Raw genomic sequence first — 14,360 nt, forward strand, 5'->3', positions numbered from 1 at the left:
GATGTGCCTGCTTGTCATGCCGGGCGACGCGCCCGCAGGCAGGCTGATGCATTTTGCCCCAGCCGGCAAGAGCATCATCTTCCGGGCATTCCCTTCAGGATCACTGCCCGTGAGTTCGAGGCGAATTCCCGCCGCCACAGCACCAGCACCGCCATGGCAGTGGCCACCAGAAGCGGGACCGCGCCCAGGATCCAGGCCAGCGCGGCCAGCGAGAAATAAACCGACCGCAGACCGCGGTTAAAGCTGCGGGCGGCCGATATGTTGATGTCGGCCGCCTGTTCGGCGCGCGCATAGGCCAGCGGATCCTCGGGCTGGTTGGGCACCGCCGCCATGACGATGGCGCAATAGCCGAACAGCCGGTGCGCCCAGACGAATTTCAGGAAGGCATCCGAAATGAACAGGATCACCACCAGGATCTTGACCTCCAGCACCACCACCGGGGCCGTTTCCAGGGTCAGATCCTGTGCAAGCCCCAGCAGTCGCTCGCTGTTGCCCAGAAGCGCAAGTCCGCCCCCGATCGCGATCATGCAGGCCGAGGCAAAGAAGCTCGTGCCCTGACGCAGGCTGTCGATGATGTTGGCGTCGAAGATCCGGGGCTGGCGCGAAACGAACTGGCGCATCCATTCGCGACGATAGGCGCCCATCAATACGGCAACCGACTGGTGCGGCGTGTCCAGCCGGTCGATGCGCCAGCCGATGGCGATCGCGCTGGCCACAAGCAGGGCCAGAGCAATGGCGTCAAGAACGCTGAACAGGTGAATGTAGCCCGGAATATCCATTCCGCAGAAGCTACCTGATCCGATCGCAGGGCGGAACCGATTTGTCGCTTGCGGGGCTTCCGAATTGGTCATATGTTTTTACCAGTTCAGGAGAAGCCTCATGCAGATGCCCCAGCCCAACCTCGCGATCCTCGCCCGCAAGGACAGGATCGTTGCGCGTTTGCAAGAGGTTCTGCCGCAGGATGCGGTGATCCACGACAGCGCCGAAACGCGCGCCTATGAATGCGACGCACTGACGGCCTATCGCTGTCCGCCGCTGGCCGTCGTTCTGCCGCGCAGCACCGCGGAGGTTTCTGCCGTTTTGCGGATCTGTCACGAAGAAGGCGTGCCGGTCGTGCCGCGCGGCTCCGGCACCTCGCTGGCCGGTGGGGCGCTGCCCACCGCTGACAGCGTGATCCTTGGGGTCGCGCGGATGAACCACGTGCTGGAGACGGATTACGCCAATCGCCTGATCCGGGTGCAGACCGGACGGACCAACCTGTCGGTCACCGGGGCGGTAGAGGCAGACGGGTTCTTCTATGCCCCGGATCCGTCGTCGCAACTGGCCTGCGCCATTGCCGGCAATATCGCGATGAATTCCGGCGGCGCGCATTGCCTGAAATATGGGGTGACGACGAACAACCTGCTGGGCGCCACCGTCGTGCTGATGGATGGCACGGTGGTGGAAATCGGCGGCGCCCATATGGATGCGCCGGGCCTTGATCTGCTGGGGGTGCTGTGTGGATCCGAAGGCCAGCTTGGCGTGGTGACGGAGGCGACGCTGCGTATCCTGCCCAAGCCCGAGGGCGCGCGCCCGGTGCTGATCGCCTTCGACTCCAATGAGGTGGCGGGGGAATGCGTCAGCGATATCATTCGCGCCGGCATCCTGCCCGTCGCGATCGAGTTCATGGACCGTCCCTGCATCCGCGCCTGCGAGGATTTCGCCAGGGCCGGATACCCGGATTGCGAGGCCTTGCTGATCGTGGAGGTGGAGGGAAGCCCCGCCGAAATAGACGAACAACTGGCGCGGATTGCCGAAATCGCCCGCCGCCACAACCCGGTGGAACTGCGCGAAAGCCGCTCGGCCGAGGAAAGCGCCCGGATATGGCTGGGCCGCAAATCCGCCTTCGGGGCAATGGGGCAGATCAACGACTACATGTGCCTCGACGGGACGATCCCTGTGTCCAGCCTGCCATACGTGCTGCGCCGGATCGGAGAGCTGTCGAAGGAATATGGGCTGGACGTGGCGAACGTGTTCCATGCCGGCGATGGCAACATGCACCCGCTGATCCTGTTCGACGCCAACAAGCCTGGCGATCTGGAGCTGTGCGAGGCCTTCGGCGCTGCGATCCTGCGGCTTTGCGTCGAGGTGGGCGGCTGCCTGACCGGCGAACATGGGGTGGGAATCGAAAAGCGCGACCTGATGACCGTGCAGTTCACGCCCGAGGATCTGGAGGCGCAGTTGCGTATCAAGGACGTGTTCGATCCGCAGTGGTTGCTGAACCCCGCCAAGGTCTTTCCGCTGGAGGCGACAGCGTCGCGCCGGGCCGCATGATGCGCCCCGTAACCGAGGCGGATCTGGCCGAGGCCATCCGTGACGCCCGCGCCCCCTTGCGCGTCCTGGGGGGCGGCACGCGCCCGATCGGCAGCCCTGTGGTGGGGGAGCCGATCAGCACATCGGAGCTTACCGGCATCACGCTCTATGATCCGGGAGCCCTGACGCTGGTGGCACAGGCCGGCACACCGCTGGCAGAGATCGAGGCGGCGCTCGATCACGAGAACCAGCGCCTGCCGTTCGAGCCGATGGACCACCGTCCCCTTCTGGGAACGGAAGGCGAGCCGACGATCGGGGGCGTGGTGGCGGGCAATGTCTCCGGGCCCCGCAGGCTTCAGGCGGGGGCCTGCCGCGACAGCCTGATCGGCGTGCGCTTCGTGGATGGCGCGGGCACGGTGATCCGCAATGGCGGACGGGTGATGAAGAATGTCACCGGCTATGACCTTGTGAAGCTTCTGGCGGGAAGCCACGGCACCCTGGGCGTGCTGACCGAGGTCGCCTTCAAGTTGCTGCCCCGCCCGGAAACACAGGCGACGCTGCTGTATCCCGGGACCGATATCGCGACGGCTGTGCGCCTGATGTCCAAGGCGCTGGGCACCCCCTACGAGGTTACGGGCGCCGCCTGGGCGCAGGGCATTACCTGCCTGCGGATCGAGGGGTTCGAAAGCTCCGTCACCTATCGTGCACGCCAGCTTGAGGCGGCGCTGGCAGCCTTCGGCACCGCCCACCGGGCCGAGGGCGATCCATGGCCTGCCTTGCGCGACGTGACGGCGCTGGGCGCCGTGGCGGGCGACATATGGCGTATCTCGGTCAAGCCGTCCGATGCGCCTGCGCTGGTGGCCCGGATCGAGGGCGAGGTGACGCTTGACTGGGGCGGTGGCCTGATCTGGGCGCGGGTGGCGCCGGGCCATGACCTGCGCGCGGCGCTGATGCCCTTCGCCGGTCATGCCACCCTGATCCGCGCCGATGCCGAGACCCGGCGCCGCCTTGGCGCCTTTCATCCCGAACCTGCCCCGCTGGCCGCGCTGGCGCGGGGCCTGCGCGAAAAGTTCGACCCGCGTGGCATCCTGAATCCCGGCCTCATGGGGGTCTGACATGCAGACGAATTTCACCGCCGACCAGCTGCGCGACAGCGCCACCGCCCGCTCGAACGAGATCCTGCGATCCTGCGTGCATTGCGGCTTCTGCACCGCGACCTGCCCCACCTATCAGGTGCTGGGGGATGAGCTGGACAGCCCGCGCGGCCGCATCTACCTGATCAAGGACATGCTGGAACAGGGCCGCCCCGCAGATGAAAAGACGGTCAAGCATATCGATCGCTGCCTGTCCTGCCTCTCCTGCATGACCACCTGTCCGTCGGGGGTGCATTACATGCATCTGGTCGATCACGCGCGGGAATATATCGAGGCGACCTACAAACGCCCTTTCAGCGACCGGGCGATCCGCTGGATGCTGGCGCGGGTGCTCCCCTACCCGATGCGGTTCCGGCTCGCACTGCTGGGGGCGAAACTGGTGCGGCCCCTTGCGCATGTGCTGCCCGATGCACGGCTGCGGGCCATGGTGGCCCTGGCACCGAAAACCATCCCGCCGGTCAGCCGGAACGACGATGCGCAGGTCTTTCCCGCCACCGCGCCCCGGCGGATGCGGGTGGCACTGATGACCGGCTGCGCGCAGCGCGCGCTCAACACCGACATCAACGATGCGACGATCCGGCTGCTGCGTCGGCTGGGCTGCGATGTCGTGGTGACGAAGGGGCAGGGCTGCTGCGGGGCGCTGACGCATCACATGGGAAAAACCGGAGAAAGCCACCGGTCTGCCGCCGCCAACATCCGTGCCTGGGGGGCCGAGATCGCGGGCGAGGGGCTGGATGCCATCGTCATCAACACCTCGGGCTGCGGCACCACGGTCAAGGATTACGGCCACATGTTCCGCGAGGATGCGCTGGCCGATCAGGCGGCGCAGATCTCTGCGCTCGCCCTTGACGTGTCGCAACTGCTGGAGCGGTTGGAGATGCCGGACGGGGCCCCAAAGGGGCTGCGCGTTGCCTACCACGCCGCCTGTTCGCTCCAGCATGGCCAGAAGGTCAAGACCGCGCCGAAAGATCTGCTGAAACGCGCGGGGTTCGAGGTGGTGGAACCTGCGGACAGCCATCTTTGCTGCGGTTCGGCCGGCACCTACAACATCATGCAGCCGGAGATCTCGGCGCAACTGAAGGCACGCAAGGTTCAGACGCTGGAGGCAGGCAAGCCCGACATCATCGCTGCCGGAAATATCGGCTGCATGATGCAGATCGGCTCGGGCACGGGCATTCCGGTGGTGCATACGGTCGAGCTTCTGGACTGGGCCATGGGCGGGCCGAAACCCGCTGCGCTGACCTCTTGACAGGGGCGCCAAGGCTTCCCACCTGAGCGGTATCCGGGTGCCACAAGGGCCCGGGGTTCTGCCCGTCCCGGCTGGGAGGGCATCACATACATCGCTTCTTCAGGAGGATGACCATGCGCAGCTTTGATCTGTCGCCGCTTTACCGGGCAACCGTGGGATTCGACCGCGTTGCCGACCTGATGGACCGGGTTCTGACCAGTGAGGTCGCCCAGCCCACCTATCCGCCCTACAACATCGAAAAGACCGACGAGAACGCCTATCGCATCTCGGTGGCCGTTGCGGGCTTTACCGCGGCCGAGCTTTCGGTCGAGGTGAAGGAAAACGCGCTGCATATTTCGGCCCGCAAGGCTGACGAGGATGAAGGCCGCGTCTATCTGCACCGTGGGATCGCCACCCGCGCGTTTGAGCGCCGCTTCCACCTGGCCGACCATGTGCGCGTGACGGGCGCCACCCATGCGGACGGAATGCTGCATATCGACCTCGTGCGCGAAATGCCCGAGGCGCTGAAGCCGCGCCGGATCGAGATTGCCTCGGCCCCGCAGATCGAGGCCCGGCAGGTCAACTGACCGGCAACCGGTGTTGACGACGAAGGGCGTGCCAAGGCACGCCCTTTTGCATTCCGGTCCTTTGCGCCTCAGATCGAGGTGCAGATGTATTTCATCTCGAGGTAATCCTCGATCCCGTGGCGGCTGCCTTCGCGGCCAAGGCCGGATTGCTTGACCCCGCCGAAGGGCGCAACTTCGGTCGAGATGATGCCGGTGTTCACGCCCACGATCCCGTATTCGAGCCCTTCCTGAACCCGCGTCACCCGCCCGATGTCGCGGGCGTAGAAATAGGCAGCCAGGCCAAAGATCGTGTCATTGGCCAGCCGGATCGCCTCTTCCTCGGTCTCGAAGCGGAACAGGGGGGCGAGGGGGCCAAAGGTTTCCTCATGCGCGACGCGCATCTTCTGGGTCACGCCGGTCACGACCGTGGGCTGGAAGAAGGTGCCGCCCAGATCGTGCCGCTTGCCGCCGGTCAGCACCTGCCCGCCGTGGTCAAGCACGTCCTGGATGTGCTGTTCGACCTTGCCGACAGCATCCTCGTTGATGAGAGGGCCAGCATCGACGCCGTCTTTCAGCCCGTCGCCGACGCGCATCTTGTCCACGGCCGCAGCCAGCTTTTCGGCGAAGGCGTCATAGACGCCGGCCTGCACATAGATCCGGTTGGCGCAGACGCAGGTCTGCCCATTGTTGCGGAACTTCGAAGCCATCGCGCCTTTCACAGCCTCGTCGAGATCGGCATCATCAAAGACGATGAAGGGTGCGTTGCCGCCCAGTTCCATCGAGCATTTCATGATCTGATCGGCGGCCTGACGCAGCAGGATGCGGCCGACTTCGGTTGAACCGGTGAAGCTCAGCTTGCGCACGGTCGGGTTTTCGCAGAACTCCTTGCCGATATCGGACGAGCGGCTGGAGGTGATGACCGAAAAGATCCCCCTAGGCAGGCCTGCGCGTTCGGCCAGCACCGCAAGCGCGAGCGCCGAAAGCGGCGTTTCCGCCGCAGGGCGCGCGACAAAGCCGCAACCCGCGGCCAGGGCAGGGCCGCATTTGCGCGTGATCATCGCATTGGGAAAGTTCCAGGGCGTGATCGAGGCCGCAACCCCGATCGGCTGGCGGATGACCGTCAGGCGCTTGTCCGGCATGTGCCCCGGAATGGTTTCGCCATAGATGCGCTTGCCCTCTTCGGCGAACCATTCGATGAAGCTGGCGCCATAGGCGATCTCGCCCTTCGCCTCGGTCAGGGGTTTGCCCATTTCGGCGGTCAGGATACGGGCGAGATCGTCCTGGTTCTCCATCATCAGGTTGAACCAGGTGCGCAGGATGTTGGCACGCTCCTTTGCGGTGCGGGCGGCCCATTCCTTCTGGGCGCCTTCGGCTGCGGCAATGGCGCGGGCGGCTTCTGCGCGGCTCAGGTCCGGAACGCTGCAGATGACATCGCCGCGCGCCGGGTTGCGGACGTCGAAGGTCGCGCCGTCATCCGCTTCGACCCACTCGCCCGCGATATAGGCGCGGGTGGCAAGCAGCGCGGGATCCTTTAGAAGGGAGCGCAGATCAGTCACGGAATCGAGCATGGAATCCTCCGGGTCATCCTGTTTGTCGATTGAAAGCATGGGGCGGGACAGGATGTCCAGCCAGGCGGAACAGAAAGTGGGGCGGGATGAGCCTGGATGACGCTTATGCCAACGCGGCCTTCATTCCCGGCGCCGAGACCTTCCCGCCGCGCTGGGCCGCGGCATCCGCCGCCCTGCGCGCCCGGCTGGGACCACGCGCGCGCTGCGGCATTGCCTATGGCCCCGCAGCGCGGCAGGTCTTTGACCTGTTCCTGCCGCAGGGCGCGCCGCGCGGGGTGATGATCTTCGTGCATGGGGGCTATTGGCTGGCGTTCGGCCCCCGGGACTGGTCGCATCTGGCGGCGGGGGCCCTGGAGGTGGGTTGGGCCGTTGCGATGCCAGGCTATACGCTTGCCCCCGCCGCCCGCATCGCCGACATGACGCGTGAAGTGGCCGCGGCCATTGCCATCATCGGCGCCAAGGTGGCGGGGCCGATCGTGCTGACCGGCCATTCGGCGGGCGGGCATCTTGTGGCGCGGGCGGTCTGCGCGGATGTGGGGCTGGCGGTTAGGGGGCGTGTGGCCCGCGTGGTGCCGATATCGCCGCTTTCTGATCTGCGGCCGCTGATGCAGACCAGGATGCACGCCGATCTTGGTCTTGATCCGACCGAGGCCGCGACGGAAAGCCCGATGCTGCACCCACGCCCTGCGGTCGATCTGCATGTCTGGGTCGGTGGGGCGGAACGCCCGGCCTTCCTTGATCAGGCGCGCTGGCTTGCCGAGGCCTGGGACTGCCCGCTGACGCGCGCGCCGGGGCAGCACCATTTCAACGTGATCGAGGGGCTGGAACAGCCCGACAGCCCGCTGATGCAGGTGATCCTGGGCGGGATCTAGAGCCTGCACCAGGCCGGAAAGCCGTCGCCTTCGGGCAGGGGGCTTGCGTGGAAGATGGCGCGGGCGATGGCCCGCGCCAGGCAGACGGCCGCCGCATGGCCCAGCCGGTAGGCATCGCCCCCCGGATCGGCAAGCGCCTTGGCCCCAGTGGCGGCGGCAAACACCAGATCCCCGTCAAGCGGCGTGTGGCTGGGCACGATGGCGCGGGCGATCCCGTCCTGCGCGGCCGTGGCCAGACGGGTGGCCTGTGCCTGGGTCAGCGCGGCGTCGGTGGCGACGATCGCGATGGTCGTTGCAGCACCCGGCGCCTTGCTGGGGGCCGGTTCATGGCTCGGCCGGAACTGTTGGGGCAGGGGGACGGCGCCGAACTCGTCGCCCATCTCCCACGGGGCGGCCCAGAAGGCGCGGCTTCCCGGCACCACGACCGAACCGACCGCATTGACCGCCACCAGCGCGCCCACGGTCAGCCCGCTTTCCAGCACCACCGAGGCCGAGCCAAGCCCCCCCCGAAGCCCTTGCGTTGTCGCCCCGGTGCCGGCGCCCGCCGTGCCGAGGGCAAAATCGGCAGCTGCCCCGGCAAGGGCGGCGCGGCCCAGCCCCTTGTAGGGGTTTTCGCGCCAGGCCTTGTCGCCGCCGTTGTCCAGATCGAACAGGATCGCGCCGGGCACGATCGGCACCCGCTGCCCCGCCACGGCAAAGCCACGCCCCATCTCGCGCAACCCGTCCGCCACACCCGAGGCCGCATCAAGCCCGAAGGCCGAACCGCCCGACAGCACCAGCGCATCCACTTCCTGCACCAGCCGGTCCGGCGCCAGCAGGTCGGTTTCGCGGGTTCCGGGGGCACCGCCCATCACGTTCACGCCGGCCACGAAGGGCCTTTCGCCCAGCAGCACGGTGCTGCCGGTGCGGATGTGATGATCTTCGGCATTGCCAACCCGCAGGCCCGCCACATCGGTGATCAGGTTGCGCGGCCCCGGGCGCATCAGATGCAGCGCCCGCCGTCGACTTCCATCGCGACACCGGTGATCATGCTGGCCTCGTCCGAGCACAGGAACACGGCTGCATTGCCCATGTCATCCGGGGTCGAGAACCGGCCCAGCGGGATGGTCGAAAGGAACTTTGCCCGCACTTCCGGCGTGTCCTCGCCCATGAAGGATTTCAGCAGCGGCGTCTCGCCCGCGACCGGGTTGATCGCGTTGACCCGAACGCCGTGGGGCGCAAGCTCGACCGCCATCGCGCGCGTCGCGGTGATCATCCAGCCCTTCGAGGCATTGTACCAGCTCAGACGCGGCCGCGGCGAAACGCCAGCGGTCGAGGCCACGTTGAGAATAGCGCCGCGCCCGGCCGCCTTCATTCCCGGCACGATGTGGCGCGCGGTCAGGAAGACCGATTTCGCGTTCACGCGCAGCACGCGGTCGAACTCCTCTTCGGTCACCTCTTCCATCGGCTGGGGCAGGTGGGTGATGCCGGCGTTGTTCACCAGGATGTCGAGACCGCCAAAGGCCGCCAGGGCGGCGGCGGTCATCGCCTGGACACTGGCATCATCGGCCACGTCCACAGGTTGCGCGATGGCACCCACCTCGGCGGCGATCGCCTCGGCCGCGTCAAGGTTGATGTCGGCCACCATGACCCGCGCGCCCTGCGCGGCGAATTTCCGCACGATCCCGGCCCCAAATCCCGAACCGCCGCCGGTCACGATTGCCGTCTTGTCCTGAAGTCTCATCGTCTCACCCATGTTTTGCCGCGACGGTCTTGAGCGTCGAAAAGCCGTAGAGCGCCTCGAAGCCCTTTTCCCGCCCGTGGCCGGATTTGCCGGTGCCGCCAAAGGGCAGTTCCACGCCGCCCCCAGCGCCGTAGTTGTTGAGGAAAACCTGACCCGCCCGCAGCCGCCGTGCCAGCCGCAGCTGCCGGGCGCCGTTTTCCGACCAGACCGAGGCGACAAGGCCGAACTCGGTGCCATTGGCGATCTGCAGCGCCTCTTCCTCGGTGTCGAAGGGGATCACGACCTGAACGGGGCCAAAGATCTCCTGCTGCGCAAGCAGGTGGTCGGGGGCGACATCGGCAAGCAGCGCCGGCGCAACATAGGATCCGCCCGCAGGCGCATCCGCCACCACCTGACCCCGCGCGGCCAGCCGAAGATCGCCCGCCTTGGCCAGGAAGCCTTCGACAATGCCCTTCTGCCGCGCCGAGATCATCGGCCCGAGGTCATGGTCGGCAAGCGCAGGCCCGACTGTCAGCGCCGAGATCCGCGCCGACATTTCGGCAACCACCCGGTCATAGACCCCACGCTGAACCAGGATACGCGACCCTGCCGAACAGGTCTGGCCGGCGTTCTGGATCCCCGCATTCACGAGGAAGGGCAGCGCGGCCTCGATATCGGCATCGTCAAAGACCAGTTGCGGCGACTTGCCGCCCAGCTCCAGCGTCACCGGAATCACATTTCGCGCCGCTGCCGCCTGGATGGCCATCCCCGTCGGAACCGAGCCGGTGAACGAGATGTGGTGCAGCCCGCGATGGCCCGAAAGCGCCGCGCCGGCCTCGGCGCCCAGGCCCGGCACCACGTTCAGCGCCCCGTCGGGCAGGCCTGCCTGACGCGCCAGATCGGCGAAGGCAAGGGCGGTCAGGCAGGCTTCCTCGGCCGGTTTCAGCACACAGGCATTGCCCATCGTCAGCGCCGCGCCGACCGAACGGCCGATGATCTGCATCGGATAGTTCCAGGGGATGATATGGCCCGTCACCCCATGCGGTTCCCGCAGCGTATAGACGGTATAGCCTTCCAGATAGGGGATGGTTTCGCCCATCACCTTGTCGGCGGCGCCGGCATAGAACTCCATGTAGCGGGCAAGGGCATGGGCGTCGGCCCGCGCCTGTTTGAGCGGCTTGCCCACATCCTGCGCCTCGATCAGCGCAAGCGTTTCGGCGTGTTCGGTCACAAGCTGGCCGATCCGCGCCAGAACCCGGCCGCGTTCGGTGGCTGTCATCCTGCCCCACGGGCCGGCAAGCGCGGCTTCGGCCGCTGCGACGGCTTCGTCTATGTCGGCGGCAGTGCCGCGGGCGATCTGCGCGACTGTCGCGCCTGTCGAAGGGTCGACCACCGGCAGATGGTCCGCGACGCCGCGCCACCTGCCGTCGATGAAGACCTGCGACGGGTCAAACCAGAGTTCCTTCATCCTCGCTCCTTCGCATCCAGTCAGCCGGGATCTGTGGCGTGGCGGCCAGCAACTCCCGGGTATAGCCATGGCGCGGGCGGTCAAAGACCGCGCCCGTTTCGCCGCTTTCCACGATTTCACCGGCCTTCATCACCATCACCCGGTCGGTGATGGCGCGCACCACCGACAGGTCATGGCTGATGAAGAGGTACGACAGCCCCATCCGCCCCTGCAGATCGGCGAGCAGGTCAAGGATCTGCGCCCGCACCCGCACATCCAGCGCCGAAACAGCCTCGTCCAGCACGATGAGCTTGGGGCGGATGATCAGGGCGCGCGCGATGGCGATGCGCTGGCGCTGCCCGCCGGAAAACTCGTGGATATACTTGTCCATGTCATCGGGTTTGAGGCCGACGTCGGTCAGCGCCTCTGCCACCCGTGCGCGCCGGTCCCTTGCGGGGGCCAGGTGGAAGGGCTCGGCCACAAGGCGCTCGACCCGGTGGCGCGGATTGAAGCTGCCATAGGGATCCTGAAAGACCACCTGCACCTTGGCCCGCACCGCTGACGGCACACGGCCCGCCACGATCCGTTCCCCGTCAAGGGTGATGCGCCCGGCCTGCAACGGCTCCAACCCCAGGATCGCGCGGGTGAGGGTGGATTTTCCACAGCCGGATTCCCCCACAAGGCCCAGGCTTTCCCCTTCATGCAGGGTAAAGCTTGCGCCCTTCACCGCCCGCAGTTTCGGGGCCGGGCCGAAAAGGCTGCTGCGCGGCAGCGTATAGTCGCGCACCGCGCCATCGACCTGCAGCAGGGGCCGGTCGGTTGCCTGCGCGATCCGCTTTGGCACATGGCTTGAGGCCGCGAAAAGCCGGCGGGTATAGTCGTGCCGGCGGGCGCGGAACAGCGGCTCGGTCGCGTCCGCCTCGACGATCGCGCCCGATTGCATGACCGCGACCCGGTCAGCCACGCCCGCCACCACCGCAAGATCATGGGTGATGAGCAGAAGCGACATGCCCTCTTCCGCCACCAGACCCTTCAGCAGGTCAAGGATCTGCGCCTGTGTGGTCACGTCAAGCGCTGTGGTCGGTTCATCGGCGATCAGCAGGCGCGGACGCAGGGCAACCGCCATGGCAATGCAGACCCGTTGCCGCTGCCCGCCCGAAAGCTCGTGCGGGAAGCGTTCCAGCGGAAAGCGGGCAAGGCCCACGCGGTCCAGCCGGTCGCGGGCCATCTTGAGCGCGTCGCTCCGGCGGGCAGCGCCGTGGATCACCAGGGTTTCGGCAACCTGATCGCCGATGGTCTGCACCGGGTTCAGCGCGGTCATGGGTTCCTGAAAGATCATGCCGATCTGATTGCCCCGGACGCGGCACATCGCCGGGTCCGACAGGGACAGCAGGTCCTGCCCGCCCATCATCACGCGCCCCGTCGCCCGCGCACCTGCCGGCAGAAGGCCCATCACCGCAAGCGAGGTCATCGACTTTCCCGAGCCGCTTTCGCCCACCAGGCCCACAACCTGCCCGGGTTCCACCGCAAAGGACACGTCGCGCAGGATCGGCGTGTCGTGAATCGTCACGGAAAGGTTTTCGACCGACAGGAGGCTCATCGCGCGCGCCTCAGCCGGGGGTCAAGAATGTCGCGCAGACCGTCGCCCATCAGGTTCAGCCCCAGCACCGTCAGCACGATGGCCATGCCCGGCAGAAGCGCCAGATGCGGGGCAAGGCCGATCATCGTCTGCGCCTCGGCCAGCATCCGGCCCCAGCTGGGGGTGGGCGGTTGCGCCCCCAGCCCGACATAGGACAGCCCTGCCTCGGCGAGGATCCCAAGCGAGAACTGGATCGTGCCCTGCACGATCAGGATGTTGGCGATATTGGGCAGGATATGTTCAACCGAGATCCGGCTGGTGCCCTTGCCCGCCACCTCGGCCGCGCGGATATAGTCCAGCGTCCAGAGCGAGAGCGCCGCCCCCCGGGTGACGCGGGCAAAGACGGGGGTGTTGAAGATGCCGATGGCGATGATCGCATTGACCGCCGAAGGGCCGAAGACTGCGGTGATCAGGATCGCGATCACCAGTGCGGGGAAGGCAAAGATCAGGTCGTTGCCGCGCATGATGATCTCGTCCACAAGGCTTCCCCGACGTGCGGCGGCGACCAGTCCCAGCGGCACGCCAAGCAGAACCCCAAGGCCAACGGCCACGATCGCCACGGCAATCGAGGTGCGCGCGCCGACCATCAGCATCGACAGGATGTCGCGCCCGAAATGATCGGTGCCCAGCAGATGCGCCCCCCCCGGCGGCAAGAGCCGCCCGGCGATGTTCATCCCCGTGACGGGATAGGGCGTCCAGACAAAGGAAACCAGCGCGGCAAGCGCCGCGATGCCGGCCAGAACGGCCCCGAGGACAAGCGACAGCGGCAGTTTCATCGTTTGCGCAACCTCGGATCAACGGCGGCATAGGCCAGATCGACAAGAAAGGTCACCAGGATCACGGCAAAGACAAGCAGCATCACCACCGATTCCACCACGATCAGATCGCGCTGGGTGATGCCCTGAAAGATCAGCCGTCCCAACCCCGGAAGGAAGAACACGTTCTCGATGATGATGGCTCCGGCAAGAAGGAATGAGAACTGCAGACCGATGATCGTCAGCACCGGGATCAGCGCGTTGCGCAGGGCGTGGCGAAACACCGTCTGACGGCGGCTGAGCCCCTTGGCGCGGGCGGTGCGGATGTAATCCTGCCCCAGCACCTCGAGCACGGCCGAGCGCATGACCCGGGCCAGGATCGACGCCTGCGGCAGGGCCAGCGCCACGGCCGGCAGGGTCAGCGCCTGGATATTGGGCCAGAACCCGTTGTCCCACCCCGGAAAGCCGCCCGCCGAAAACCAGCGCAGGTGGATCGAAAATACCAGCACCAGCAGCATTGCGAACCAGAAGTTGGGGATGGCGATGCCCAGCTGCGTGACGCCCATGATGCCGATGTCGGCTGCGCCGCCCCGCCGGCTGGCCGCGATCAGGCCCACCGGGAAGGCGATCACCACCGACAACAGAAGCGCGTAAAGCGTCAGGGGCAGCGACACGCCCAGCCGCGCCTGCACAAGCTCGGCCACCGGGACGCGATAGGTGTAGGACGTGCCGAAATCGCCGGTCAGCATCCCGCCGATCCAGCCCAGATAGCGCGCAACCGGCCCCGCATCGAGCCCCAGATCGCGCCGCAGCGCCGCCACGGTTTCGGGCGCCGCGTTCATCCCCAGCATGTACGAGGCCGGATCCCCCGGAATGACTTCGATCACCGCAAAGATCACGACACTGGCCGCGATCAGGCTGAGGACAAGCGATAAAAGCCGGCTGAGCGTATAGCGGATCATGCACCCTCGGATTTCTGCGCGGCCACGTTAGAACCGCATCTCTTCCGGGTCCAGACGCGAATTGGTCTGCGGGCAGAGGAAGCTGAAGAAGATCTGTGACTTCATGAGCACCCCTGTGGCGGAATGGCAACGATCTACTTGACCCTCAACAGGTTTCGTGACGCTTTCGGCGGAA

At 66.6% G+C, this 14,360-nt stretch carries 13 protein-coding genes; 5 read left to right on the plus strand and 8 right to left on the minus strand.

Going from position 1 to position 14,360, the window contains the following annotated elements; translation table 11 throughout:
- Positions 1-74: 74 nt before the first annotated feature.
- Positions 75-779 carry a DUF599 domain-containing protein gene (locus tag ACFQXB_RS02475; RefSeq protein ID WP_377398567.1) on the minus strand — a complete coding sequence of 235 codons (705 nt, stop codon included), beginning with the start codon at positions 777-779 and terminating at the stop codon, positions 75-77.
- 100 nt (positions 780-879) lie between these two features.
- Between ACFQXB_RS02475 and ACFQXB_RS02480 the strand changes: the two genes are divergently transcribed.
- The 4 genes from ACFQXB_RS02480 to ACFQXB_RS02495 all read left to right on the plus strand — a co-directional run bounded on the left by ACFQXB_RS02480 (position 880) and on the right by ACFQXB_RS02495 (position 5,261).
- Complete coding sequence (locus ACFQXB_RS02480) at positions 880-2,313, plus strand: FAD-linked oxidase C-terminal domain-containing protein (RefSeq protein ID WP_377398570.1); 1,434 nt, start codon at positions 880-882, stop codon at positions 2,311-2,313.
- Complete coding sequence (gene glcE, locus ACFQXB_RS02485) at positions 2,313-3,407, plus strand: glycolate oxidase subunit GlcE (RefSeq protein WP_377399153.1); 1,095 nt, start codon at positions 2,313-2,315, stop codon at positions 3,405-3,407. Before ACFQXB_RS02480 ends, glcE begins: the two co-directional genes overlap by 1 nt.
- A gap of 1 nt (position 3,408) precedes the next feature.
- On the plus strand, positions 3,409-4,695 hold the full coding sequence (gene glcF, locus ACFQXB_RS02490; protein ID WP_377398573.1) for a glycolate oxidase subunit GlcF: 1,287 nt from the start codon (positions 3,409-3,411) through the stop codon (positions 4,693-4,695).
- Between the two features lie 113 nt (positions 4,696-4,808).
- Positions 4,809-5,261 carry an Hsp20 family protein gene (locus ACFQXB_RS02495; RefSeq protein ID WP_377398576.1) on the plus strand — a complete coding sequence of 151 codons (453 nt, stop codon included), beginning with the start codon at positions 4,809-4,811 and terminating at the stop codon, positions 5,259-5,261.
- A gap of 68 nt (positions 5,262-5,329) precedes the next feature.
- Here the strand turns inward: ACFQXB_RS02495 and ACFQXB_RS02500 are convergent, their stop codons facing one another.
- Positions 5,330-6,808 (minus strand): NAD-dependent succinate-semialdehyde dehydrogenase, encoded by a 1,479-nt coding sequence (locus ACFQXB_RS02500; RefSeq protein ID WP_377398579.1) that lies wholly within the window; start codon positions 6,806-6,808, stop codon positions 5,330-5,332.
- A gap of 86 nt (positions 6,809-6,894) precedes the next feature.
- On the opposite strand from ACFQXB_RS02500, the gene ACFQXB_RS02505 reads away from it, so the two are divergent.
- On the plus strand, positions 6,895-7,680 hold the full coding sequence (locus ACFQXB_RS02505) for an alpha/beta hydrolase (RefSeq protein WP_377398582.1): 786 nt from the start codon (positions 6,895-6,897) through the stop codon (positions 7,678-7,680).
- On the opposite strand, the gene ACFQXB_RS02510 is transcribed toward ACFQXB_RS02505, so the two are convergent.
- The 6 genes from ACFQXB_RS02510 to ACFQXB_RS02535 are packed head-to-tail and all read right to left on the minus strand — an operon-like array spanning position 7,677 to position 14,185.
- Positions 7,677-8,663, minus strand: a complete 987-nt coding sequence (locus ACFQXB_RS02510; protein WP_377398585.1) for a P1 family peptidase — start codon at positions 8,661-8,663, stop codon at positions 7,677-7,679. The genes ACFQXB_RS02505 and ACFQXB_RS02510 overlap by 4 nt on opposite strands.
- Positions 8,663-9,403, minus strand: a complete 741-nt coding sequence (locus tag ACFQXB_RS02515) for a glucose 1-dehydrogenase (RefSeq protein ID WP_377398588.1) — start codon at positions 9,401-9,403, stop codon at positions 8,663-8,665. The genes ACFQXB_RS02510 and ACFQXB_RS02515 overlap by 1 nt, the downstream gene beginning before the upstream one ends.
- A gap of 4 nt (positions 9,404-9,407) precedes the next feature.
- On the minus strand, positions 9,408-10,850 hold the full coding sequence (locus tag ACFQXB_RS02520; RefSeq protein ID WP_377398591.1) for an aldehyde dehydrogenase family protein: 1,443 nt from the start codon (positions 10,848-10,850) through the stop codon (positions 9,408-9,410).
- The gene (locus tag ACFQXB_RS02525; protein ID WP_377398594.1) at positions 10,831-12,429 is read right to left on the minus strand and encodes an ABC transporter ATP-binding protein; all 1,599 of its coding nucleotides are present in this window, start codon (positions 12,427-12,429) and stop codon (positions 10,831-10,833) included. Before ACFQXB_RS02525 ends, ACFQXB_RS02520 begins: the two co-directional genes overlap by 20 nt.
- Positions 12,426-13,244, minus strand: coding sequence for an ABC transporter permease (locus ACFQXB_RS02530; protein ID WP_377398597.1), 819 nt, complete (start codon positions 13,242-13,244; stop codon positions 12,426-12,428). The genes ACFQXB_RS02525 and ACFQXB_RS02530 overlap by 4 nt, the downstream gene beginning before the upstream one ends.
- Positions 13,241-14,185, minus strand: coding sequence for an ABC transporter permease (locus tag ACFQXB_RS02535; RefSeq protein ID WP_377398600.1), 945 nt, complete (start codon positions 14,183-14,185; stop codon positions 13,241-13,243). The genes ACFQXB_RS02530 and ACFQXB_RS02535 overlap by 4 nt, the downstream gene beginning before the upstream one ends.
- Between the last annotated feature and the right edge of the window lie 175 nt (positions 14,186-14,360).

This window comes from Halodurantibacterium daqingense (genome assembly GCF_042666235.1).
Taxonomy (GTDB): domain Bacteria; phylum Pseudomonadota; class Alphaproteobacteria; order Rhodobacterales; family Rhodobacteraceae; genus Halodurantibacterium; species Halodurantibacterium daqingensis.

Coding starts and splice junctions, on each gene's coding strand:
- ACFQXB_RS02475 (WP_377398567.1), bottom strand. CDS start 779: ATGGATATTCCGGGCTACATTCACCTGTTCAGCGTTCTTGACGCCATT.
- ACFQXB_RS02480 (WP_377398570.1), top strand. CDS start 880: ATGCAGATGCCCCAGCCCAACCTCGCGATCCTCGCCCGCAAGGACAGG.
- glcE (WP_377399153.1), top strand. CDS start 2,313: ATGCGCCCCGTAACCGAGGCGGATCTGGCCGAGGCCATCCGTGACGCC.
- glcF (WP_377398573.1), top strand. CDS start 3,409: ATGCAGACGAATTTCACCGCCGACCAGCTGCGCGACAGCGCCACCGCC.
- ACFQXB_RS02495 (WP_377398576.1), top strand. CDS start 4,809: ATGCGCAGCTTTGATCTGTCGCCGCTTTACCGGGCAACCGTGGGATTC.
- ACFQXB_RS02500 (WP_377398579.1), bottom strand. CDS start 6,808: ATGCTCGATTCCGTGACTGATCTGCGCTCCCTTCTAAAGGATCCCGCG.
- ACFQXB_RS02505 (WP_377398582.1), top strand. CDS start 6,895: ATGAGCCTGGATGACGCTTATGCCAACGCGGCCTTCATTCCCGGCGCC.
- ACFQXB_RS02510 (WP_377398585.1), bottom strand. CDS start 8,663: ATGCGCCCGGGGCCGCGCAACCTGATCACCGATGTGGCGGGCCTGCGG.
- ACFQXB_RS02515 (WP_377398588.1), bottom strand. CDS start 9,403: ATGAGACTTCAGGACAAGACGGCAATCGTGACCGGCGGCGGTTCGGGA.
- ACFQXB_RS02520 (WP_377398591.1), bottom strand. CDS start 10,850: ATGAAGGAACTCTGGTTTGACCCGTCGCAGGTCTTCATCGACGGCAGG.
- ACFQXB_RS02525 (WP_377398594.1), bottom strand. CDS start 12,429: ATGAGCCTCCTGTCGGTCGAAAACCTTTCCGTGACGATTCACGACACG.
- ACFQXB_RS02530 (WP_377398597.1), bottom strand. CDS start 13,244: ATGAAACTGCCGCTGTCGCTTGTCCTCGGGGCCGTTCTGGCCGGCATC.
- ACFQXB_RS02535 (WP_377398600.1), bottom strand. CDS start 14,185: ATGATCCGCTATACGCTCAGCCGGCTTTTATCGCTTGTCCTCAGCCTG.